Origin of the sequence: Streptomyces sindenensis, assembly GCF_014649035.1 — a bacterium.
Taxonomy (GTDB): domain Bacteria; phylum Actinomycetota; class Actinomycetes; order Streptomycetales; family Streptomycetaceae; genus Streptomyces; species Streptomyces sindenensis.
Window position 1 is genome coordinate 391,204 of the sequence record NZ_BMSG01000002.1, and the last position, 23,479, is coordinate 414,682.

The 23,479-nt window shown below is 73.6% G+C and carries 15 protein-coding genes and 1 riboswitch; of the genes, 4 read left to right on the forward strand and 11 right to left on the reverse strand.

The annotated features are described in order from the left end of the window. Nucleotides 1-25: 25 nt before the first annotated feature. From IE145_RS05030 to IE145_RS05040, 3 genes are all read right to left on the reverse strand, one after another. On the reverse strand, nt 26-5,170 hold the full coding sequence (locus IE145_RS05030) for a DNA repair ATPase (RefSeq protein WP_189519169.1): 5,145 nt from the start codon (nt 5,168-5,170) through the stop codon (nt 26-28). Between the two features lie 378 nt (nt 5,171-5,548). Beyond that, nucleotides 5,549-7,675 (reverse strand): flotillin family protein, encoded by a 2,127-nt coding sequence (locus IE145_RS05035; RefSeq protein ID WP_189519171.1) that lies wholly within the window; start codon nt 7,673-7,675, stop codon nt 5,549-5,551. 87 nt (nt 7,676-7,762) lie between these two features. Then, the gene (locus tag IE145_RS05040) at nt 7,763-8,416 is read right to left on the reverse strand and encodes a hypothetical protein (RefSeq protein ID WP_189519173.1); all 654 of its coding nucleotides are present in this window, start codon (nt 8,414-8,416) and stop codon (nt 7,763-7,765) included. A gap of 378 nt (nt 8,417-8,794) precedes the next feature. Between IE145_RS05040 and IE145_RS05045 the strand changes: the two genes are divergently transcribed. Further along, nucleotides 8,795-9,868 carry a PucR family transcriptional regulator gene (locus tag IE145_RS05045; protein ID WP_189519175.1) on the forward strand — a complete coding sequence of 358 codons (1,074 nt, stop codon included), beginning with the start codon at nt 8,795-8,797 and terminating at the stop codon, nt 9,866-9,868. A 50-nt stretch (nt 9,869-9,918) separates the two neighbouring features. On the opposite strand, the gene IE145_RS05050 is transcribed toward IE145_RS05045, so the two are convergent. The 4 genes from IE145_RS05050 to IE145_RS05065 all read right to left on the reverse strand — a co-directional run bounded on the left by IE145_RS05050 (nt 9,919) and on the right by IE145_RS05065 (nt 12,911). Beyond that, nucleotides 9,919-10,374, reverse strand: a complete 456-nt coding sequence (locus IE145_RS05050) for a tellurite resistance TerB family protein (protein WP_148904516.1) — start codon at nt 10,372-10,374, stop codon at nt 9,919-9,921. Nucleotides 10,375-10,532: 158 nt separating this feature from the next. Next, entirely contained in the window at nt 10,533-11,807 is a 1,275-nt protein-coding gene (locus IE145_RS05055) for a cation:proton antiporter (protein WP_189519177.1), read from the reverse strand. Between the two features lie 2 nt (nt 11,808-11,809). Continuing rightward, nucleotides 11,810-12,280 (reverse strand): cation:proton antiporter regulatory subunit, encoded by a 471-nt coding sequence (locus IE145_RS05060; RefSeq protein ID WP_189519179.1) that lies wholly within the window; start codon nt 12,278-12,280, stop codon nt 11,810-11,812. Between the two features lie 64 nt (nt 12,281-12,344). Beyond that, the gene (locus IE145_RS05065; protein WP_189519181.1) at nt 12,345-12,911 is read right to left on the reverse strand and encodes a flavoprotein; all 567 of its coding nucleotides are present in this window, start codon (nt 12,909-12,911) and stop codon (nt 12,345-12,347) included. A gap of 172 nt (nt 12,912-13,083) precedes the next feature. Here IE145_RS05065 and IE145_RS05070 point away from each other — a divergent pair, with 172 nt between their 5' ends. Next, on the forward strand, nt 13,084-13,728 hold the full coding sequence (locus tag IE145_RS05070) for a dihydrofolate reductase family protein (protein WP_189519183.1): 645 nt from the start codon (nt 13,084-13,086) through the stop codon (nt 13,726-13,728). A 186-nt stretch (nt 13,729-13,914) separates the two neighbouring features. Here the strand turns inward: IE145_RS05070 and IE145_RS05075 are convergent, their stop codons facing one another. Next, the gene (locus tag IE145_RS05075; RefSeq protein ID WP_189519185.1) at nt 13,915-15,024 is read right to left on the reverse strand and encodes a cobalt-precorrin-5B (C(1))-methyltransferase; all 1,110 of its coding nucleotides are present in this window, start codon (nt 15,022-15,024) and stop codon (nt 13,915-13,917) included. 17 nt (nt 15,025-15,041) lie between these two features. On the opposite strand from IE145_RS05075, the gene IE145_RS05080 reads away from it, so the two are divergent. Beyond that, nucleotides 15,042-15,812, forward strand: a complete 771-nt coding sequence (locus tag IE145_RS05080) for a cobalt-precorrin-6A reductase (RefSeq protein WP_189519187.1) — start codon at nt 15,042-15,044, stop codon at nt 15,810-15,812. Between the two features lie 85 nt (nt 15,813-15,897). On the opposite strand, the gene IE145_RS05085 is transcribed toward IE145_RS05080, so the two are convergent. The 3 genes from IE145_RS05085 to cobG are packed head-to-tail and all read right to left on the reverse strand — an operon-like array spanning nt 15,898 to nt 19,364. Beyond that, a complete protein-coding gene (locus IE145_RS05085) occupies nt 15,898-17,412 on the reverse strand; it encodes a precorrin-2 C(20)-methyltransferase (RefSeq protein ID WP_189519188.1) in 1,515 nt (504 codons plus the stop codon). Between the two features lie 2 nt (nt 17,413-17,414). Continuing rightward, nucleotides 17,415-18,041, reverse strand: coding sequence for a precorrin-8X methylmutase (locus IE145_RS05090; RefSeq protein WP_189519190.1), 627 nt, complete (start codon nt 18,039-18,041; stop codon nt 17,415-17,417). Nucleotides 18,042-18,086: 45 nt separating this feature from the next. Further along, complete coding sequence (cobG, locus tag IE145_RS05095; RefSeq protein ID WP_189519297.1) at nt 18,087-19,364, reverse strand: precorrin-3B synthase; 1,278 nt, start codon at nt 19,362-19,364, stop codon at nt 18,087-18,089. A 233-nt stretch (nt 19,365-19,597) separates the two neighbouring features. Beyond that, nucleotides 19,598-19,747, forward strand: a riboswitch (cobalamin riboswitch). Nucleotides 19,748-19,822: 75 nt separating this feature from the next. Here cobG and cobN point away from each other — a divergent pair. Next, nucleotides 19,823-23,428 (forward strand): cobaltochelatase subunit CobN, encoded by a 3,606-nt coding sequence (gene cobN, locus IE145_RS05100; protein WP_189519192.1) that lies wholly within the window; start codon nt 19,823-19,825, stop codon nt 23,426-23,428. The last annotated feature ends 51 nt before the right edge of the window (nt 23,429-23,479 follow it).

The window sequence follows — 23,479 nt, forward strand, 5'->3', positions numbered from 1 at the left end:
CCCGATCGGTGCCGGTCGGTACCGATCAGTGTGGAGCGTTGGTGATCTTCGCATGACGACCGGGGGTGGGCCGGTCGTTGACCGACTCGCCGTTGACCGTCCCGCCGTTGAGAGCCCCGCCGTTGGTGCCTCCCTGGGCGCCCGCCAGCAGGTGCCGGGGGTCCGCCGCCCGCTGGATCGCCGTCTCGACCGCCGCGATCCGGTCCGCGAGCAGCCCGAGCGCGGCCACGGCCCGGGTCATCGGGTCGCCCTCCGGCCCGCCGAGCGCCTGCGTACGGACGTAGGCACCGCTGATCGCCGCCCACCGCTCCGCCTGCTCGGCGGTGAGCGTGCCGCGCAGGGCGGCCAGCTTCAGCAGGTTGGCCTCGGCCCCGGTGGTGAGCGTCTGGGCCTCGCCCGCGTAGTGGTCGTCGATGACGGCGGACAGTTCGTCGTCGTTCATCACCGGCACGATCCGCTCGGCGATCTTGTTCATGTTGCGGTAGGAGCCCTGGAGCCGGAACGGCGGTTCGGTGCGGGTGGCGTCCGTCTGCGCGGCCGACGCGATGTACGCGGCGTTCACCGCGAGCACGGTGTCCCGGGCCGTGAGGAGGTGGCGCAGCACCGCCAGGATGCGGTCCAGCTCCGCAGCGCTGTACGGGTGTTCCAGGTGCTCGGCGCGGGCGGCCGGGTCGCTGCCGCCCGCCAGCCGCACCAGCAGCGTCAGATCGTCGCGGGAGCGCCCGGCGAGCGGGGCGAGGACCGGGTTGGCGGTCAGCGCGTTCTCCACGAAGCTCAGCGCGAAGACGTCCTCGCGGCCGCTCAGCACCTCGCCGAGGTTCCACACGTCGGCCCGGTTGGCGAGCATGTCGGGGATCCGGAACTGCTCGCCGGACTCGGTGTACGGGTTGCCCGCCATGCACACCGCGAACCGCTTGCCCCGCAGGTCGTAGCTGCGCGGCTCACCGTCCCGCACCCCCTCGACGCGGCGCGTGGCGTCGCACAACGGGATGAACTTCTGGAGGAGTTCGGGCGAGGTGTGCTGGATGTCGTCGAGGTAGAGGAGCGTGTTGTTGCCCGCCTCCAGGGCGAAGTTGATCTTCTCGATCTCCTGCCGGGCGGTGGCGCTCGGGGCCTGGGCCGGGTCGAGGGAGGTCACGTCGTGGCCCAGGTTCGGGCCGCTGACCTTGACGAGGACCATGCCGAGCCGGTCCGCGACGTACTCCATGAGCGTCGTCTTGCCGTAGCCGGGCGGCGAGACGAGCAGGAGCAGGCCCTGCGAGTCGGTGCGCCGGTCGGCGTCGGCGGTGCCGAGCTGCTTGGCCAGGCTGTCGCCGATCAGCGGCAGGTACACCTCGTCGAGCAGCCGGTTGCGGACGAACGCCGACATCACGCGCGGCCGGTGGTCGTCCAGCCGCAGCCGCCCGCGCTCGGCGTCCACCAGGGAGGTGCGCAGCCGCTGGTAGGCGCGGAACCCGGGCACGATGTCGTTGCGGAACTCGGCGGCACGGGCCAGGAGTTCGTCGAGCCGTACGGTGAGGGCCCCGCCGCCCGCGATGCGCGGGTGGTCGCCGAGGAGGCCCTCAAGACGCTCGGTGAGCGGCGCGTCGCACGCGTACCGCTCCAGTTCCGGGCAGAGCTCCACCGCGACGGCCTCCGCCAGATCGCCGCCGCCGGTGCCCGTTCCCGTTGCTCCGGCGACCCCGGCGGCCCCGGCGGCTCCCGCGGCCCCGGCGGCTCCCGCGGCCCCGGCGGCCCCCATGGACGCGACGGCCCCCGTGGACTCGGCGTACGGGACCAGCCAGCCCTCCACGAGCTGCTTGCGGGCGGCCAGGTCGTCGCCCAGGGCCGCCAGGTCCTGCGTGTACGCGTCCGGCCCGGCGGCCCGGTGGAACCCGTCGAGGAACGTCCGGACCGCGGCGGACCGGACGAACCCGGCCGGCCCGCTCGTCAGCTCCTCGAAGAGGTACGCGGCGACGGCCTCGGGCCGTACCCCGTCCGCGGCCGCCGGACCGCACTCGATCGCCGTCGCCCACTCCTCCTGGAGCGCGGCGATGGCCGGGGCCAGCCCGAAGGTGTCGCGGGCGCGGGCCAGCGACACGGCCCGCCGGGCCCACGCCGTGCGCTGCGCCGCGTCCACGCCGTACGCCCAGAACAGCTGGGCGGCGGCCCGGGCCCCCGGCTCGTGGCGCAGCAGCCCGGCGCCCGCGTGCAGGCGCAGCAGGGCGGCCAGGATCGCGGTGGCGTCCTCGTCGTGGACGCCCCGGGTGTACCCCTCGTCGTACGCCTCGGCCGCCGACTCCCGTACCAGCCGGGCCAGTTCGGCGTCGGACAACGCGGTCAGACGGCTCGCCCCGTGCTCGTCGAGGAGCCGGGCGGCGAGGTGCTCGGCGCGGTAGACGGCGGCGTTCTCCGAGGGGAGCAGCTGCTCCCAGTACGGCCGGGCCGCCGAGAACGCCGGGTCGGTGACCGGGGCCCGGTAGTCCGTCCCGGTCAGCGCGAAGACGAGGCTCTCCCCGGAGGGCACGAGCGTCAGGTCGAACGGCTGGGTGTTCACCGCGAACCGGTGACGGCCCAGCTTGATCACGGACCCGCCGTCCGCGTACAGCTCGGTGCGGTCGCGCAGGGCGCGGCCCGCCTCCTGCCGGGCCGCCTTCAGCCGCCCGTCCAGCTCCTCCGCCCGTACCGGGTCGCCGAGTTCACGCAGCTCGTCGGCGGTACGCCGGATCTTGGCGACCATCGGGTCGGAGGCGAAGTAGGTGTGGACGGCGTCGAGATCGTCCAGCGCGGCCACCCGCCGGGCGATGGTCTCCAGCACCCGGTCGGCCGACCCGGCCAGCCGCTCGGCGCGCCGCGCCCGCTCGTCCTGGAGGGTCTGCTTGCGCGCCGAGAACGCCTCGTACACCTCGGTGCGACGCTCGGCCAGCTCCGCGAGGAAGTCGTCGAACTCCGCGAAACGCGACTCCAGGTTCTCCAACTGGAGCAGCAGCCGTGCCAGTTGGTCGTCGCAGGCCTCCGGCGATTCGGCGGCGGCCAGCGCGCCCGTCACCGCCTGCCCGAGCAGCGCGAACTCGGCGGCGAACTCGGCCCGCCCCTCCTTCGACAGCAGCTCCCGACGGCGCGCGTCCAGGGTGGCGCGGGCCCGGTTCGCCCCGCCCAGCACCTCCGCGATCCGCTCCAGGATCGAGGTGCGCACGGTGGCGTCGCCGATGTCGAGACCGGCGACGACGTCCGTGACGGTGGCAAGGCCCTCCGTCATCGCCGCCAGCCGGTCCGTCACGGCGGAGGCGTCCCGTACGGTCTCCAGCGCCCCCGCGTCGGCCACGAGCCCCGCGATGTCCGCGTGGTACCCGTCGAACGCGTCCTCGCGGGCGAGGAAGGAGACGGCCCGCTGGGCGGCCGACGCGATGTCGTCCTCGGTCCGGGCCGACAGCTCCGCGATCCGCTCGACGTCGGCGTACCGCATCTCGCCGACCGTGGCCAAGTGCCCGTGCGCCTGCCGGAGTTCGGTGAGCCGCTCGACCCACGCGGACGCCGACCCGGGCACCTCGCCGCGCACCCGCCGCACGAGCGCGGTGATGCGCCCCGCGGTCTCCTCCAGCGCGTCGGCGGCCCGCCGGGTCAGATCCTGTACGGCGGAGAACTCGGCCAGCACCTGCTGCGCGGTGGCCCGCAGCTCGGACAACGGCTCACCGAGCGAGCCCAGTTCGGGGTCGGACAGCCAGTGGTAGCGGTCCTGGGCGCGGGCGCAGTCGGCGGCGAGCTGCCCGTACACGGCGGTCGTCGGCGTCATGTCCTGGACGCCGTGCGCGAGCGCGAGGCAGTCCGAGATCCCGCGCACCAGATCGGCGTTGCCGGTCCGGGCGAGCGGCCCGGTCCCGGTCGGCCGGGCGGCGGCGTAGGTATCGGAGACGTACGGCGTCTGCCAGCGCTGCAACGGGTGCACACGGGCCGGCCCGTCCGGGTTGTCCCGCAGCAGGACCAGCGTTCCGTCGTCCAGCAGCGCGTGCCCGCGCCCGGTGAGCGGGGTGGCGACCTCCTGGCGGATCAGGTTGTAGGGGAGGAGGAGACTGCGCAGGCCGTCGCGGGAGCGGAAGACGTAGAGCACGTCCTCCCCGTTGGGCGAGCGGACCGCGCCCTCGAAGACCGGCTCGGTCAGCTCCTCGGCGGTGTCGAAGGTCTTCGCGGTGCCGGTGGTGAGGTAGTAGCCGCCGGGGAAGATGATCCCCTGGTCCTCGGGGAGCCGGTGGCAGGACGGCCCGATGGAGTCGAGCCGCCGGACGTGGCCCAGCAGCGAGTTGAAGACGAGATACCGCCGGGCGGTCTCCTTGTACGGCCGTACGCGCAGCAGCGTCAGCGGCCCGACCTCCGCGTACTCGACGTCGGCGTCGGCCAGCGACTGCAAGGGCTCGTCGACGGGCTCCTCGTAGATCCCGTCCGGCGACTCGGTGTCGTCGGTGACCTTGACGGTCAGGGTGCCGCCGAGCGTGTCGACGAAGAGGCCGCCGTCCTTGCCGATGGCGATGTGCGGGTGGCGGCCGGTGCGGTGGGCCTCGCGCCCGGCGACGGTCCAGTCGAAGTCGTGGGACGGGGGGAACACGTGGTCGCGCTCGCCCTGGGCGTCCAGGAACGCCCCGGGCGACCCGTCCGCGCCCAGGGCCCAGCGCAGCACGCGGATGTCCTCGGCGTTCTCGCCCGTCCGGAAGACGGCGAGGAGCTTGCCGCCGGCCCGGCGCAGGCGGAGGAGCCGGGCGTCGCGGAAGTAGCGGTGGAGCGAGGCGAACTCGCGCCGGAACCCGTCGTCGTCGAGGAGGGTGCTGGGGGGCGGCGGAGCGGTGCCGTCGTCCTCGGTCCCGGCCTCCCGTACGAGGAGGACGTCGTCGACCCCGGCCTCGCCCCGGGCCCCCGGGCCCCGCTCGAACCCGAAGAGGAGCCTGCCGCCGACGGCGACGAGGTCACGCGGGACGGAGGCGTGCTCGGTGCGCACCTGCTCGGTGGCCAGGAGCCGCAGTCCGGTCGAGCCGAACTCCTCGGTCCGCCGGGCGTTGAGCGCCTCGGCCCGCCGCACGAGCTCCCCGGCCTGCGCCGAGAGCCGTCGCCGCAGCACCTCGTAGGCCCCGGCGTCCACATCGCCCTGGCCGCCCTGGCCGCCCTGGGGCTCGGTGGCGGTGTCGGTGATGTCGCTGTCCATGCGTACGGCTCCCTACGTGTTTCGTCATGTGCCGCCGGGCCCCGGCCAGGGTCTTCGGCCCGTCCGGCGTTCGAGGACGGGGCCTGCGAGCTGGCGGGCTCACTCCTGGCGTGTGGGCCCGGGCCAGGGTCTTCAGCCCGTCCGGCGCTTGAGGACGGAACCCCCGGCCCGGAGGGGGCCCGCCCTGCCGGGCGGGCCAGGCCCTCGTGCGCCCACCCCCGTGGGACGCACACGCAGACCTTCCGGCCCCCCGGGCCAAGGGTTCCGTCCTCAAGCGCCGGGCGGGCCGCGAACGGCGGCCCGCCCCGCCTCGCCCGCCCCCCTCGGCACGAGGGGCTGTCCCCGAGCACCGGACGGGCTGTGGAAGTGCGGCCGTGGCTAGCCTGCGGCCCCGGCCCCGGCCCCGTTCAGTGACACCGCCGCGGGAGCCACCGTCGTGCCGCCGGCCACCGAGGACACCGGCAGATCCGCGAGCCCCAGGTCCTTCGCCGCCGCCAGCAACTGCTCCACCTGGCCCGACGCCGCACCCGACGACCCCATCAGCCGCATCAGCAGCGCCGAGACCGTCAGGTCCCGCACATCACCCGTGGAGACCGACCCCAGCACCCGGCTCAGGTCGTCCGTGAAGGACGACGAACCGTCCAGCCACGACCCCGCCAGCGCCTGCGCCGTCTGCGAGTTGTCGACGAACCCGTCGACCGCCTTGCCGAGCGAGACCGACGACACGAGCCGGTCGAAGAAGACGGACTCCCCGCCGATGATGTCGATGTCGGCGTTCTCCAGACCCGTCGCCAGGACCGTCGCCTGCGCCTCGGCGACCTGCCGCTGCACGTCGAGCCCCGCCAGCCGGATCTCCTTCTCCGCGTCGAGCCGCAGGCGGTACTCCTCGTGCGCACGGGACGCCTCGTCCAGCGCCGCCATCGCGGCCGCCTTCTCCGTGAGCCCCGCGGCCTCCGCCTTCAGCTTCTCGCCGATGGCCGCCGCGTCGGCGGTCGCCTGCGCCTGGGTTCCCTCCGCGTCGGCGAGCGCCTTGAGCCGCGCGCCCTCCGCCTCGGCCTTGAGCCGGGCCGCCGTCGCCTCGGCCTCCGCGAGACCGGCCTTCTCGGTGACGTCCGCCTCCGCGTCACGGACCTGCACGGCGGCGAGCCCGGGCGCGGCCGTCTCGGCCTGGACGCCCTCCGCCAGCCGCAGCTTGGCCTGCGCGTCCAGGTCGGCCGTCTTCAGCCGCGCCTCGGCGAGCGTGAGCTGCTCGGCCGCCAGGTGCGTGGAGGCCGCCTCCGCCGCCTCGGCCGCCTTGATGTCCTTGACCAGCTTCTCCTGCGCCTCCGCCTCGGCCGCGATGATGACCGACCTGCGGGCCCGCTCGGCGTCCTCGACGGCGCGCAGGGTGAGGATCGACTCCTCCTGCTCGGCGACCGTGCGGTCCACCGCGATCCGCTCCCGGATGACGTCGGCGACCTCGCGCCGCTCGGCCTCGACCTCCTTCGTGGCGGCGATCCGGTTGAGCTCGGTCTCGCGCTCGCGCCCGATGACCTCCAGCATCCGGTCCTTCTCGATCCGCTCGCTCTCGACGGCGATGACCCGCTCGCGGTTCTTCTGCGCGACGGCGATCTCCCGCGCCTGGTTCTCGCGCTGGATGCCGAGCTGCTCCTCGGTCTTGATGAACGCGGTCTGCGCGCCGAGCCGCTCCTCCTCCTGCACCCGGGCGGTGGCCGCCTCCTCGCGGGCCCGCAGCGTGTCGACCTCGCGGCGCTGCTTGATCTCGGCCTCGGCCTGCCGGCGCTCCAGTTCCAGGATCGTCTCGCGGGCGTCGACGTCCTGCCGGGTGATCTCCTTCTGCTCCGTGCGCTGGAACTCGTTGGTCCGCACGTGCTCGATCGCGGTCAGCTCGGTGATCTTCCGGATGCCCTGCGCGTCCAGGATGTTGGCCCCGTCGAGCTGGGCCATCGGGGTCTGCTCCAGGAAGTCGATCGCGGCGTCGTCGAGGTGGTAGCCGTTCAGGTCGGTGCCGATGACCCGGATGATCCGGTCCCGGAACTCCTCGCGCTTGGTGTACAGGTCGACGAAGTCGAGCTGCTTCCCCACGGTCTTGAGGGCCTCGGAGAACTTGGCGGCGAAGAACTGCTGGATGGCGTCCTTGTCGCTGGCCCGCCCCGTACCGATGGCCTGGGCGACCTTGATGACGTCCTCGACGGTCTTGTTGACCCGGACGAAGAACGTGATCTGGATGTCGGCGCGGATGTTGTCCTGGCAGATCAGACCCTCGCGCCCGGCGCGGCGGATCTCGATCGTCTTCACCGAGATGTCCATCGTCTCGGCCTTGTGGAGCACGGGCAGGACGACGGCTCCGGTGAAGGTGACGTCGACCTTCTTGGTCTTGGAGATGATCAGCGCCTTGCCCTGCTCGACCTTGCGGAACAGCCGGGTGACGACGAAGGCGATGGCGATGACGATGAGCAGGACAACGGCGACGAGCACGCCGATGCCCAGGGAGATGGCATCCATAGAAGAGTCCTTGGCGGCTGGTTGGTACGGAAGTGGCACCGCGCGGTAGCGGGTGACCAGCGGTTCAGGGCGACGTCCGGAGGAGCGTCAGCTGTTCGGGCCCGGATCGAGCGCCGCGTCGTAGGGCGCGACCCAGAAGAACTCGCCGTCCTCGTCGTACGCGTAGAGGAGCCCGGAGCCGCCCGTGACGAGCGGCGAGTCCTCGGCGTCCGGCCCCGGGGAGCCGGCGGAGGGTGGGGAGGACTCGGCCCGGCGGACCTGCACGATGGCGGTCGACCCGTCGCGCGAGACGACCTCGGCCTGGCCGAACGTCGTGGTGACGGTGCCGGTGCGGATCGTGCAGACGCTTCCGACGAAGTCCAGCCGGGATGGCGGAGGTTGTGCCGGGAAGAGCCGGCGGAAGCGGTGCACGAGGAGGCGGACGGCCGCCCAGGCGAGCAGCAGCGACCCGGCGAGCACGGCGACCGCGAGCACGGCGCGGGTGGCGCTGCTGGTGTCGCTGTGGCGGAGCAGGACCGTGCCGGTCAGGCTCCCGAACCAGGCGAAGACGATCAGCAGGGAGACCGAGACGGAGACCGGTACGCCGCCGAGGCCGACCGAACCGGTGTCGAGGTCGGCGTCGAAGGAGTCGTGGCCGGCGGCCCCGGCGAGCACCAGCAGCCAGAAGCAGACGATGACGACCAGAGCGGCGCCGAAGATGACGGCGGGGAATCCGATTGCCGCGCTCAGGAACTCGTCCATCGATCCCACCCCCTGCGGTTCGGCGCATCCGCCCTGCGGCGTGCGCTTTCGTCATCCGGTACGGGGAAGGCGGGCGGCCGGTCGGCGAGCGGCCGGTCGGCGGGTGCCCGGTGGTCTGCCCGCGGGTGACAGGGCCCGGCTGCCGCGGCGTGGTCGTAACCTGCCGCGGCGGCCGGGTTGTTCCCCCTGCTCCCCCGTGCTTCCCCCGATTCCCCCGTGCTTCCCCCGTGTTCTTGCTGACCTGATCCTGTCATCCGGGGCCCGCCCGATGCATTGCCGGATCCCGGCAATCTTTACGCTGTGCTCATGCCGGGCACCGGCATCGCCCCGCGTGCGTTGGGGAAATGACAGGACTGTTGCGAGGCTGAGGGAGAGTGCGTGGCCGAGCCGAGTATTCCCGAGGAAATGCTGGGCGATTATGCCCGCATTCTGGGTGAAGTCGCCCTCACCGGCCGACGTCTGACACGTAACGAACTGGAAGAACGCCGCGCGCTGGGCCGTGCCGCGGCGGACGCGGGCCATCAGTTGCGTGCCCTGGTGACGATGCATCTGGCGCAGACCCGTGAAGCCTGGCCCCGCGCCGCTGCCGGAAACGCCCCTGCCGTGACCGACCCCCTCCTGGCCGCCGTGGAGCAGGCGGTCGACGCGTTCGCCGAGGGCTTCGAGCGGGCCCAACGCCTCACCGTGCGGCGGGAGGAGGCGGCGCGCCGGGAGTTCATCGACGACCTGCTCTACGGTCGCAGCGACCTGGTCCGGCTCGCGGAGCGGGCGACCCGCTTCGGCCTGCGGCTTTCCCGGGCGCACGCGGTCGCGGTGGCGTCGGGCCCGGAGACGTACACGGAGACGGACGCCGTGCCGCGCAGTGTGGAGGCGGCGCTGCTGACGCGGTTCAGCGGGCGGAAGATCCTGCTGACGACGAAGGACGGCCGGATCGTCTGCATCGCGCCGGGCAGCCAGCCGGACGTCCTGCGCTACTTCGCCAAGCAGGCGCACGCGGCGACGGACGGCGGGCAGGTGGCGGTCGGCCGCCCCCACAAGGGCCCCGGCGGGGTGGTCCACTCGTACGACGAGGCGCTCGAGGCCCTCGACCTGGCGGACCGGATGGGGATGGAGGACCCCTTGCTGTACGCCTCGGACCTCATGGTCTACCCGGTGCTGACCCGGGACCGGCAGGCGATGGCCGATCTGGTGCGCAGCGAGCTGGGCCCGCTCCAGAAGGCGAGGGGCGGCGCGGAACCGCTGCTGAACACGCTGGCGGTCTACTTCGACGCGGGCTGCGTCGCCGCCGAGACCGCCCGCCGGCTGGCGCTGAGCGTGCGGGCGCTGACGTACCGCCTGGAGCGCATCCACCAGCTGACCGGGTCGGACCCCTCGGACCCGATGCACCGCTACACGCTGCAGACGGCGGTCATCGGAGCCCGCCTGCTGGACTGGCCGGCCAAGGAGCTGTGACGCGCCCGGCCGGCCGATGCCGCACGGAGGGGCCGTTACCGGTCGAGCCGTTACAGGTCGAACTCGTGCGGCGGCAGGTCGAGCGCGAAGCACGCCTCGCGCACCACCGCCTGCTCGGTCGCGTCGAAGTCACCGTCGGCGCCGCCGATCACGATGCCGATCTGGATGACGGCGCGGGCCTCCGCCGGCTTCTTCCTGGCCTTGGCGATCTCCTGGACCACACCGACCTTGCCGAGGGCGAAGTCGGCGGTGAGCTGGTCCACGTACGCGTTGAAGCGCCGCTGGAGGTCGTCGGCGGGGAAGTTCCGCAGGACGTCGTTGGACGCGATGAGCGCCGCGACGCGCTGGCGCTCGGCCGGGTCGACGGAACCGTCGGCGGCGGCGACCAGGGCACACATGGCCATGCTCGCGTCCCGGAACGACCCCGACTTCAGCTCGTTCTTCTTCGCCTCCAACTGCGTCTGCATCGACGAGGCGGATTCCTTGATGCGGTCCCACAGAGCCATGACATCTCCCTACGTTGCGGTGCGCTGCCGGAACGCGGTCAACTCTACAGACATGTAGAGATGAATGTACCGGGGTACGCCGGGTACGCCGGGGTACGGCGAAGCCCCGGCGCCCATCAGGGCGTCGGGGCTTCGGCCGCGGTGACTCGGGCCGGGGGCTACTCGTGCTTCTCGCCCACCGGTTCCGGGGTCAGGGCGTCGTGGGAGCCCAGCCGCCGTTCGGGGGCGGACTTCGCGACGGGCCCCTCCGCCAGGGCGTCGCGGGTGCCCGTGCCCCCGCCGCGACGGGCCTCGATCTTCGCGGCGACGGGCTGCGTCCACCGGGCGGTGAGCGGGCCGACGATGACGAGGATCAGGACGTACGCGGTGGCGATGGGGCCGATGCGCGGCTCGGTGGCCACGGCCAGACCGGCGATGACGATGGAGAACTCACCGCGCGCCACGAGCGTGCCGCCCGCGCGCCAGCGGCCGCGCGGGCCGACCCCGGCGCGGCGGGCCGCGTAGTAGCCGGTGCCGATCTTGGTGAGGGTGGTGATGACGGCCAGCAGGGCCGCGGGCAGCAGCACCGGCGGGATGTCGGCCGGGTTCGTGGAGAGTCCGAAGAAGACGAAGAACACGGCGGCGAACAGGTCCCGCAGCGGGGTGAGCAGTTTGCGGGCGCCCTCGGCGACCTCGCCGGAGAGCGCGATGCCGACGAGGAACGCGCCGACGGCGGCGGACACCTGGAGCTGCTGGGCGACACCGGCGACCAGGAGCGTGAGGCCGAGGACGACCAGGAGCAGCATCTCCGGGTTGTCGGAGGAGACCGCGCGGCTGATCAGGCGGCCGTGGCGGAGCGCCAGGTAGAGGACGAGCCCGACGGCCCCGAGCGCGATGACGAGCGCGAGGCTGCCGCCCGCCAGGCCGACCCCGGCGAGCATGGCGGTGAGCAGCGGCAGGTACACCGCCATCGCCAGGTCCTCCATGACCAGGACGCCGAGGATGACGGGGGTCTCGCGGTTGCCGAGCCGGCCGAGGTCGGTCATGACCTTGGCGATCACCCCGGAGGACGAGATCCAGGTGACCCCGGCGAGCGCGACGGCGCCCACGGGCCCCCAGCCGAGGATCAGGGCGGCGACGGCGCCGGGCGTCGCGTTGAGGACGAAGTCCACGGCGCCGGACGGGTATTGCGTCTTGAGACTGGTGACCAGTTCCGAGGCGCTGTATTCGAGCCCCAGCAGCAGGAGCAGCAGGATGACGCCGATCTCGGCGCCCACCATGGTGAACTCTTCGCTGGCCTTGAGCGGAATCAGCCCTCCGTGCCCGAACGCCAGACCGGCGAGCAGATACAGGGGGATGGGGGAGAGCCCTATCCGCCCGGCGAACCGCCCCAGGAGCCCCAGCCCGAGGATGACGGCGCCCAGTTCCACCAGCAACGCGGTCGTGTCGTGCACGGTCAGCCCTCCGCAATGATCTCGGAGAGCGCGTCGACGCCCTCACGCGTACCGACGGCGACGAGCGTGTCCCCGATGGCCAGTCGAAAATCCGGTTCCGGCGACGGGTGCGCGCTGTGGGTGCGCAGCACCGCCACGATGGACGCCCCGGTCCGGGTCCGCGCCCGCGTCTCCCCCAACAGCCGCCCGCCGTACGGGGAGCGGGACCCGAGCGGAATGTGCTCGGTGACGAGGTCGATGCCCTCGGTCCGTACGGCGTCGATGGGCGCCGGATCGATGAGGTGCGCCAGCGCGGTGGCCTCGGTCGTCGTCAGGGGGACGGAGAGCCGGCACGCATCAGGGTCGTCCTGTTCGTAGAACCCGATGAACCGGCGTCCGTCGTGGTGGACGACGACCGAAATGTGCTGTCCCGTCTCGGTCGTGAAGTCGTACTGGGCACCCACTCCGGGCAGCGGCGTACGGCGGGTTCCCATGGCTTCCTCCTGGGGCGTGCGGCGGTCGGTGCGCACGTGGTGATCTCGTTATCCGGCCATGACTCTATCGGGCGGTCGAATCCGGCCCATGGGCCAGCAGCTCCAGGACCTCCTCCCAGGGGAAGTCGGCGGTGTCACCGGACCTGGGGGTGTGCGGCGCGCCGGTACTGATCCGGACCCCCATGCTCCGCAGCCTGGCCAGGCTCTCGGCGTACGCGGGGTGCTGGGCGAGGTGAGAGTTCACGGCCGGGAGTACGGCGGTGGGGACGCCGAGCCCATACGCCTCGCAGAGAATGCCGAGGGCCAGGGTGTCCGCGATCCCGGCCGCCCACTTGTTGATGGTGTTGAAGGTGGCGGGCGCGACGGCGATCGCGTCCGGGTCCGGGAACGGCCGGGGGTCGCCCGGGGCGCGCCAGCCGGAGCGGATCGGATACCCGGTCCGCGCCTCGACGGCCGCCGCGTCCAGGAAGCCGAGCCCCTGCGGCGTGGCGACGACGCCGACGTCCCAGCCGGCCTCCCGCGCCGCGACGAGGAGCCGGTCGACGTCACGGGCGACGCCGGCCGCGCAGACGACGACGTACAGGAACGGCTTGCGGCCGGGCTGGTCCGACCGCTCCGACTGCTGGCTCATGGGCTCCCCTGGTGATCGCTGAGGCGGTGCGGCTCAGCAGCGTACGGGGGGACGGACGGCGATAGTGGGTGAGGAGGAGAGACCTGCGGACGCGACCGGCCGATGAGTTGAGGCGGCGCCCCCGGTCTGCCCACGGAGAACGTCAGGACCGGATCACAGGAGGACGGACGGCATGGCTCAACTGCTGCGAGTGCAGAACTTCACGGTGTCGAGTGACGGCATCGCCGCCGGTGAGGACCAGACCCTGGAGCGGCCGTTCGGCCACGTCGACCCGGGCCGGCTCTTCTCCTGGGCGGGCGCCACGGCGAGCTGGCCGAACCGCACGGACCCCGGCGGGAGTCGCGGCCTGGACGACTACTTCACCCGGGACTTCTCCCACAACATCGGCGCGGAGATCATGGGCCGCAACAAGTTCGGCCCGCAGCGGGGCCCGTGGGAGAACCACGAGTGGCAGGGCTGGTGGGGCGACGAACCCCCCTTCCACACCCCGGTGTTCGTGATGACCCACCACACTCGCCCCTCGTTCACGCGCTCCGACACCACGTTCCACTTCGTCGACGCCGACCCGGCGACGGTCCTGGACCGGGCGCGGGAGGCGGCGGGCGGCAAGGACGTCCGGCTCGGCGGTGGAGTCACCACGATCCGCGAGTTCCTCGACGCCGGCCTGGTCGACACCCTGCACGTGGCGGTCGCCCCGGTGGAACTCGGCAGCGGCCTGCGCCTGTGGGACTCGCCGGACGACCTGCGCGACCGCTACCACGTGGACGTCGTTCCGAGCCCGAGCGGCATGACGCACCACCTGTTCTGGCGAAAGTGAGGCAGAGGGAGGCCCACGAGGCGCATGCGAAGGACGTCGTCGAACCCGTGGCGCCGACTCTCGTCGCCTCCCTGAAGATGCTGCCGAAGAGCGTTCCGCCGGAGGCGGACCCACGATGGCGGTTCCCCCGATGGGGGGCCGTCGCCTCACCCGGCGCGCAGGGCGACCGGCGTGCCGGGTGCCGCCCTACCCCCGCCCCACCACCGCCCCCGCCCGGTCGATGCACACCACGTCCACCGCGACAGGCGCCCCCCGCAGCACCGTCAGGGCCTCGTCCCTGGCGCGGGCCGCCACCAGGTCGCCCAGGGGGACGCCCGCCGCCTCGCACAGGCGCAGCGCCTCCAGGCCCGTGTTGGCGGTGGCGATCCGGGCGGCCAGCTCCTCGTCCGCACCGCCCAGGCGGGCCAGTCCGGCCAGGAAGGCCTTGTCCACCTGGGAGCGGGCCGAGTGGAGGTCCAGGTGGCCCGCCGCGAGCTTGGAAAGCTTGGCGAAGCCGCCGCAGATCGTGAGGCGGTCGACCGGGTGACGGCGTACGTACTTCAGCACCGCCCCCGCGAAGTCCCCCATGTCCAGCAGCGCGATGTCCGGCAGGTCGTACTCCGCGCGCACCGTCCGTTCCGACGTCGAACCCGTGCAGCCCGCCACATGCGTCAGGCCCGCCGCCCGCGCCACGTCCACGCCCCGGCGGATCGAGTCGATCCAGGCCGAGCAGGAGTAGGGGACGACCACGCCCGTCGTACCGAGGATCGACAGGCCGCCCACGATGCCCAGGCGCCCGTTCCACGTCGAGCGGGCGATCTCCTCGCCGTGGTCGACCGACACCGTGATCTCCACGTCGCCCGCCGCTCCGTGCTCCGCCGCCACCCGCTCCACGTGCTCCCGCATCAGCCGGCGCGGCACCGGGTTCACCGCCGGCTCCCCGACCTCCAGCGGCAGGCCGGGGAGCGTCACCGTACCCACGCCCGGGCCCGCCCGGAACACCACGCCGGAGCCGGGCGGCAGCTTCCGTACGGTCGACCGCACGAGCGCCCCGTGCGTCACGTCCGGGTCGTCGCCCGCGTCCTTCACCACCCCGGCGCACGCCCCCTGTGGCGTCAGTTCCTCCACCGCCAGCGCGAACGCCGGTGTCTGGCCCTTCGGCAGCGTGATGGACACCGGGTCCGGGAAGTCGCCGGTCAGCAGCGCCGTGTACGCGGCCGTCGTCGCCGCCGTCGCACAGGCGCCGGTCGTCCAGCCCGGGCGTAGACCGGTGTGCTTGAGTTGGGCACTGCGACCGCCCTGCGCCTCAGCGTTCACGAGAAGAGTCCGTTCCGATGCCTGTGCCTGCTGCCGTGCATGTTCTTGTCCTGGGGGGGACGACCGAGGCGCGCCGGCTGGCCGAGAGCCTGGCCGGCGACCGCGGCGTCCGGGTCACCACCTCGCTCGCCGGTCGCGTCGCCGCCCCCCGGATGCCGCCGGGCGAGGTCCGCGTCGGCGGGTTCGGGGGCCCCGAGGGGCTCGCCGCCTGGGTGCGTGAGCACGACGTCGACGCCCTCGTCGACGCCACCCACCCCTTCGCCGCCGCCATGAGCCGGAACGCCGCCGAGGCCGCCGCCCTGGCCCATGTTCCCCTCCTCGCCCTCCGCCGGCCCGGCTGGGTCGCCCAGGACGGTGACCGCTGGCACTCCGCCGGATCGCTGGCCGAGGCCGCCGGGCTGCTGCCCGCACTCGGCGAGCGGGTCTTCCTCACCACCGGGCGGATGGGGCTCGCCGCCTTCGCGACGGCGGGCCTCGACGCGCTGTGGTTCCTCGTGCGGTCCGTCGACGCGCCGGAGCCGCCCTGCCCGGCCCGGATGGAAGTGCTGCTGGACCGGGGGCCGTTCGACCTCGACGGAGAGCGGGAACTCCTCCGGCGGCACCGCATCGACGTCCTGGTCACCAAGGACAGCGGCGGGGACGCCACCGCCCCCAAGCTCACCGCCGCCCGTGAGGCCGGGATTCCCGTCGTGGTCGTCCGGCGGCCACCGGTACCGGAAGGGGTACCGGTGGCCCGTACGCCCGACGAGGCCGCGCGCTGGGTGGCGCGGCTCCACGCCTCCGGGTAGCGGACCCGCGCCTGCGATCCGCGGACCCGGTGCTCCCGGGAGCGGTCCGGCGGGCATCGGCTCCACGCCTCCGGGCCCGAGCGCTCTACGCCTCCGGGTAGCGGCGCGGCGTCCAGACGACGCTCCGACCGCCGTCCTCGCCCCGCTTCACCCACCGCGTCTGCGACGAGCCCACGATCAGCAGCGTCCGCATGTCCACCTCCGCCGGATCGACATCGGCCAGCCGCACCGTACGGACGGACTCCGCCGGCCCGCCCACGTCCCGGGCCAGCACCACCGGGGTGTCCGGCGAGCGGTGTTCCAGGAGCAGGTCGCGGGCCCGGCCGACCTGCCACGTACGCGACTGGGAGCCCGGGTTGTACAGTGCCAGCACCAGGTCCGCCGAGGCCGCCGCGCGCAGCCGCTCCGCGATGACCTCCCACGGCTTGAGCCGGTCCGAGAGGGAGATCGTGGCGTAGTCGTGGCCCAGCGGCGCGCCCGCGCGGGCGGCGGCGGCGTTCGCCGCGGTGACGCCGGGCAGCACACGGACCGGGATGTCCGCGTACGCGTCCTGCGAGGCCACCTCCAGCACCGCCGTCGCCATCGCGAAGACCCCGGGGTCGCCGCCCGAGACCACCGCGACCCGGTGCCCCCGCCGGGCCAGGTCCAGCGCGAACTCCGCCCGCTCCGACTCCACCTTGTTGTCCGAGCCGTGCCGCGCCTGGCCGGGCCGTACCGGCACCCGGTCCAGATAGGTGGTATAGCCGACCACGTCGTCCGCCGCCGCCAGTGCGCCCCGCGTCTGGGGCGTCAGCCACAGCGGGCCCGCCGGTCCGGTGCCGACGACCACGACCTCGCCGCCGCCTCTTCCGGAGGGGCGCGGCGCGTCGACGCGGCTCGGCAGCACCGCCACCGAGAAGTACGGGACCGACTCCGGGTCGACGTCCGCCAGTTCGCCCGTACGCTCCCCGGCCATGGTGGCCCGCTCGACGTACCGCGCCTCCGGCAGCCGGCCCGACGCCTCGAACGCGCCGCGCACCGCCGGGAACGTCCGCCCCAGTTTCATCACGACCGCCGTGTCCGTCGCGGCGAGACGGGCCGTCAGCTCCTCCTCCGGCAGCGTGCCGGGCAGGATCGTGAGGATCTCCTCGCCCTCGACGAGGGGGGTGCCGAGCCGGGCGGCGGCAGCACTGACGGAGGTGACACCCGGGATGACCTCGGTCGCGTACCGGTCGGCCAGCCGCTTGTGCATGTGCATGTACGAGCCGTAGAACATCGGGTCGCCCTCGGCGAGCACCGCGACCGTGCGCCCCGCGTCCAGATGCGCGGCCAGACGGGCCGCGGCCTCCTCGTAGAACTCCTCCAACGCGCCCCGGTAGCCGCCGGGGTGGTCCGTGGTCTCCGTCGTGACGGGGTAGACCAGGGCCTCCTCGATGTGGTCCGGCCGCAGGTGCGCGGCGGCGATGGAGCGCGCGATCGAGCGGCCGTGCCGGGCGCTGTGGTACGCGACGACGTCCGCGTCCCCGATGGCCCGGACGGCCCGCAGGGTCATCAGGTTCGGGTCGCCGGGGCCGAGCCCGACACCGTAGAGACGGCCCGTGCCGCCGCTGGACTCGCTCATCACTACTCTTCCTCGCTCGCGATGGCGTTGAGCGCCGCCGCCGCTATCGCGCTGCCGCCGCGCCGGCCGCGGATGATCAGGTGCTCCAGGCCCGACGGGTGCTCGGCCAGGGCTTCCTTGGACTCCATCGCGCCGACGAAGCCGACCGGGACGCCGATCACGGCGGCCGGGCGCGGGGCGCCCTCCTCGATCATCTCCAGCAGCCGGAACAGGGCCGTCGGCGCGTTGCCGACCGCGACCACCGCCCCCTCCATCCGGTCCCGCCACAGCTCCAGGGCCGCCGCACTGCGTGTCGTCCCCATCTTCGCGGCCAGCTCGGGCACGGACGGGTCGGACAGCGTGCACACCACGTCGTTGCCGGCGGGCAGCCGCTTGCGGGTGACCCCGCTGGCCACCATCGCCACGTCGCAGAGGATCGGCGCGCCGGAGCGCAGAGCGGCACGGGCGTCGGCCACGGCGTTCGGCGAGAAGGCGAGGTCGCGCACGAGATCGACCATGCCGCAGGCGTGGATCATCCGGACGGCGACCTGGCTGACGTCGGCGGGCAGCCCGGAGAGATCCGCCTCCGCGCGGATGGTGGCGAAGGACTGGCGGTAGATCGCCGGTCCGTCCTTCTCGTACTGGTGCACAGTGCTGTCGCTTTCTTCTGCCGGTAGGGGTGAGGGGGAGCGTGCTCAGGCGCGGGCCGCGGCCACCGCCGCCGCCAGCGCGGCCGGGTCGTCCCGGACCGTCCGCGGGGGGTCCCGCCGCTCCCCGTGTACATGCGAGATCCGGTGCCCGTCGGGCGTGACCACCACGTCGATCCACTCCCCGTGGGGGTGGCCGCAGCGGCGTTCGCACCCGGACCAGTACACAGGGAGCCGCCCGACCGGCCCGACGGCGGCCCCCGCTTCGGCCCGTACGTCGGACCGGGACTTCACGCAGCCGGGGTGGCCGATGCAGGCGCCGACCCCGGTCCACGGGGAGTCGGGGGCGGTGATCAGCCCGGCCGCCGCCAGGGCGTCGAGCGCCGCCGCCGCGTCCTCCGGCCGCCCGAACGGCCCCGGGACGACGATCCCGCGCCATGGGGTCAGCCGCAGCTCGTCGCCGTGCCGGCGGGCCGTTTCGGTGAGCAGCCGCCACTGCGCGGAGGTGAGCCGCCCGAGGGGTACGTCGACGCCGACCGCGTCCGGGGAGCCGTGCGGGCCCGGGGCGGGGGGCGTCGCCGTACGCGGCCGGGGGCGGTCCACCGCCGGACCGGCCGCCGCCTTGACCGCGCGAACCAGTTCGGCCCGTACGTCGTCGGGCAGGTCCTTCACGCGCCACGCGCCGGAGTCCCGGGCGGCGCGGAGGAACGCCTCGGCGGCCAGAAGCGCGGCGCGCGGTCCTTCCCCGCCCGGCACCCGGAACACCTCGTCCTCGGCCCCGATCCGCAGGAGGCAGCTGTCGCCCGCCGCGATCAGGGTCACGTCGGCGCCCAGCGCGTCCACGTCACCGCGGCCGTCGTCCAGGGCGAACAGGAAGCGGCCGGAGAGCGAGGCCGCGGCGGCTGATTGGCAGACCAGACCGTCCAGTTCGGACAACCAGCCGCTGACCGGGGCCGATCCGTCCAGGCCGGCGAGCGGCGAGGCCACGATGTTGCGGGCCCGCTCGTGCGCGGCGGACGGCAGCAGCCCGGCGGCGGTGAGCAGCTCGGCGAGGGCGCCCCCGCACGCCGCGGCGAGGCCGCGCAGCTGGACGTTGCCCCGGGAGGTGAGATGCAGCTCACCGTCCCCGAACCGTTCGGCCGCCGCGAGCAGCACCTCCGCCCGGTCCGCGCTCAGCACCCCGCCGGGCACCCGGACCCGGGCCAGCGCACCGTCGTCGGCCGGGTGGAGCCGCAGCGTCCCCGGGCAGGCGTCGCCGCCGCCGCGGAGGGCTGGGCCGCCCGCGGAAAGGGGCGAGGGGGCGGAATCGGGCATGGCGGCGAGCATACCGACCGGGCCGGTCCCGGCGATGGGCCCGCGGTTGTGACCTGTGGGACAGCGGGTCACGGGGAACGGCCCGCCTCGCGACGGGAACCGCGGCGCACCGGGCGGCGGACACCACCGCCCCGTCGACGCAGGCGGTGATCGACGCCCCCGCACCGGCGTGGTCACCGCGCCGAACAGTGATCACCACCGCACCCCCGCCCCCTGCCCCGCCCCCACCCCCGCCGCTTAGGATGCAGACGGCGGTCCGTTCAGGCCGCCATCGCCAGACGGCGACAGGGGAGGAAGCCCGGTGAGATTCCGGCGCGGTCCCGCCACTGTGAGTCCGGTCGCCGCCACCACCGGCTGCCGGACGAGTCAGGAACTCCCTTCTCCGAGCACCCGGTAGCCACCGGGCCGCCCGGGGAGACCCTCCGACACCCGCCCGGGGCGTGGACACCCCGAGGAAGGCCTGACGCAGCATGATCCTGCTCCTGTCGACGTCCGACACCGACCTCCTGAGCGCCCGCGCTTCCGAGGGACCCGTCAGCTACCGGTACGCCAACCCCTCGCGCGTGGACCTCGACGGACTGCCGGAGCTGCTGGACGGCGTCGACCTCGTCGTCGTACGGCTCCTCGGTGGCGTACGGGCGTGGCAGGAGGGGCTCGACGCGGTGCTGGCCACCGGCCGCCCGGTCGTCGTGCTGACCGGTGAGCAGGCTCCGGACGCGCAGCTGATGGCCGCGTCCACCGTGCCGATCGGGATCGCGGCCGAGGCGCACGCGTACCTCGCGCACGGCGGGCCCGCCAACCTGGAACAGCTGGCCCGGTTCCTCTCCGACACCGTGCTGCTGACCGGCCACGGCTTCGAGCCGCCCCACCCGGCCCCCGCGTGGGGCCCGCTGGAGCGGGAGGCCCGTGCCGTGCCCGAGGGCGCGCCGACGGTCGCCGTCCTCTACTACCGCGCCCACCACATGAGCGGGAACACCGCGTTCGTGGAGGCGCTGTGCACGGCGGTCGAGGACGCCGGGGGCCGCCCCCTCCCGCTGTACGTCGCGTCCCTCCGGACCCCGGAGGCCGACCTCATCGACCGGCTCCGTGCCGCCGACGCCATCGTGACCACGGTCCTCGCGGCGGGCGGCACGAAGCCCGCCGAGGCGTCGGCCGGCGGCGACGACGAGTCGTGGGACGCGGGCGCGCTGACCCAGCTCGACGTGCCGATCCTCCAGGCGCTCTGCCTCACCGGCCCGCGTACCGCCTGGGAGGAGAACGACGAGGGCGTCTCCCCGCTGGACGCGGCCACCCAGATCGCGGTCCCGGAGTTCGACGGCCGCCTGATCACGGTCCCGTTCTCCTTCAAGGAGATCGACGAGGACGGGCTCCCGGCGTACGTCCCCGACGCCGAGCGCGCCGCCCGGGTCGCCGGGATCGCCGTACGCCACGCGAAACTGCGGAACATCCCGAACGCGCAGAAGAAGATCGCGCTGGTCCTCTCCGCCTACCCGACGAAGCACTCCCGCATCGGCAACGCGGTCGGCCTCGACACCCCCGCCAGCGCCGTGGCCCTGCTGCGCCGCCTGCGCGCCGAGGGGTACGACTTCGGGCCCGAGGAGGAGATCCCGGGCCTGGTCTCCGGCGACGGCGACGAGCTGATCTACGCGCTGATCGACGCGGGCGGCCACGACCAGGAGTGGCTGACCGAGGAGCAGTTGGCGAAGAACCCGGTGCGCATCCCGGCCGCCGACTACCGCCGCTGGTTCGCCGGACTTCCGCAGGAGCTGCGGCTCGCGGTCGAGCGGCACTGGGGCCCGGCCCCCGGCGAGATGTTCGTGGACCGTTCGGCCAACCCGGAGGGCGACATCGTCCTCGCGGCCCTGCGGCGCGGGAACCTCCTCATCCTCATCCAGCCGCCGCGCGGCTTCGGCGAGAACCCGATCGCGATCTACCACGACCCCGATCTCCCGCCGTCCCACCACTACTTGGCGGCGTACCGCTGGATCGCCGCCTCGGCCGAGGACAACGGTTTCGGCGCGGACGCGATGATCCACCTGGGCAAGCACGGCAACCTGGAGTGGCTGCCCGGCAAGAACGCCGGCCTCTCCGCCGCCTGCGGCCCCGACGCGGCCCTGGGCGATCTTCCGCTCGTCTACCCGTTCCTGGTGAACGACCCGGGCGAGGGCACGCAGGCGAAGCGCCGCGTCCACGCCACGCTCATCGACCACCTGGTCCCCCCGATGGCCCGCGCCGACAGCTACGGCGACATCGCGCGTCTGGAGCAACTCCTCGACGAGCACGCCCAGATCGCGGCGATGGACCCGGCGAAGCTGCCCGCGATCCGCGCCCAGATCTGGACGCTGATCCAGGCCGCGAAGCTCGACCACGACCTCGGGGTGGAGGACCGCCCGGAGGACGAGGGCTTCGACGACTTCATCATGCATCTGGACGGCTGGCTCTGCGAGATCAAGGACGTCCAGATCCGCGACGGCCTGCACGTCCTGGGCAACCCGCCCGCCGGGAACGACCGGGTCAACCTGGTCCTCGCCGTGCTCCGCGCCCGCCAGATCTGGGGCGGCACCGCATCGCTCCCCGGCCTCCGCGAGGCGCTGGGCCTGGACGAGTCGGCGGCCACCCGCACCGACGCGGATGCGATCGAGGAGCAGGCGCGCGCCCTGGTCCAGGCGATGGACGACGCGGACTGGAACCCGGAGGCGGTGGCAACGGTGGCGGCGGGTCTGCCCGACGCCGTGGCCGACATCCTCACCTTCGCGGCCACCGAGGTGGTCCCGCGCATGGCGGCGACGACCGACGAACTGACCCATGCCGTCCACGCGCTGAACGGCGGCTTCGTCCCGGCGGGCCCCTCCGGCTCCCCGCTCCGCGGCCTGGTCAACGTGCTCCCGACGGGCCGCAACTTCTACTCCGTGGACCCGAAGGCGGTCCCCTCCAAGCTGGCGTGGGAGACGGGCCAGGCCCTGGCCGACTCCCTCCTGACCCGCTACCGCACCGACAACGGCGACTGGCCGACCTCGGTCGGCCTCTCCCTCTGGGGCACCAGCGCGATGCGCACGGCGGGCGACGACATCGCCGAGGCGTTCGCGCTGCTCGGCATCCGCCCCGTCTGGGACGACGCCTCGCGCCGGGTCACGGGCCTGGAGCCCATCCCGTACGAGGAGTTGGGCCGCCCCCGCATCGACGTCACGCTCCGCATCTCGGGCTTCTTCCGCGACGCGTTCCCGCACACGGTGGGCCTCCTCGACGACGCCGTACGCCTGGCCGCGTCCCTCGACGAGCCGGCCGAGCGCAACTACGTACGGGCGCACACCCAGGCCGACCTCGCCGAACACGGCGACGAACGCCGGGCCACCACCCGCATCTTCGGCTCCCGCCCCGGCACGTACGGCGCGGGCCTCCTCCAGCTCATCGACTCCCGCGACTGGCGCACCGACGCCGACCTCGCCGAGGTCTACACGGTCTGGGGCGGCTACGCCTACGGCCGCGAACTCGACGGCCGCCCGGCCCGCGAGGAGATGGAGAGCGCCTACAAGCGCATCGAGGTCGCCGCGAAGAACACCGACACCCGCGAGCACGACATCGCGGACTCCGACGACTACTTCCAGTACCACGGCGGCATGGTGGCCACCGTGCGCGCGCTGAAGGGCACGGCCCCGGAGGCGTACATCGGCGACTCCACCCGCCCCGAAACGGTCCGCACGCGCACGCTCGTCGAGGAGACGTCACGCGTCTTCCGCGCCCGTGTGGTCAACCCCAAGTGGATCGAGGCGATGCGCCGCCACGGCTACAAGGGCGCGTTCGAGCTGGCGGCCACCGTCGACTACCTCTTCGGCTACGACGCCACGACCGGCGTGGTCGCCGACTGGATGTACGACAAGCTCACCCAGACGTACGTCCTGGACCCGGAGAACAAGCAGTTCCTCCAGGAGGCCAACCCCTGGGCCCTGCACGGCATCGCGGAACGCCTGCTGGAGGCCGAGTCCCGCGGCATGTGGGCCGAGCCGGACCCGGCGGTCCTGGAAGCGCTGCGCCAGGTGTACCTGGAGACGGAAGGGAACCTGGAGGGCGAGGACTGACGCGCCCGGCCCGCTGAAACCGGCCGGCCCCGGGAGAGCCAACTCTCCCGG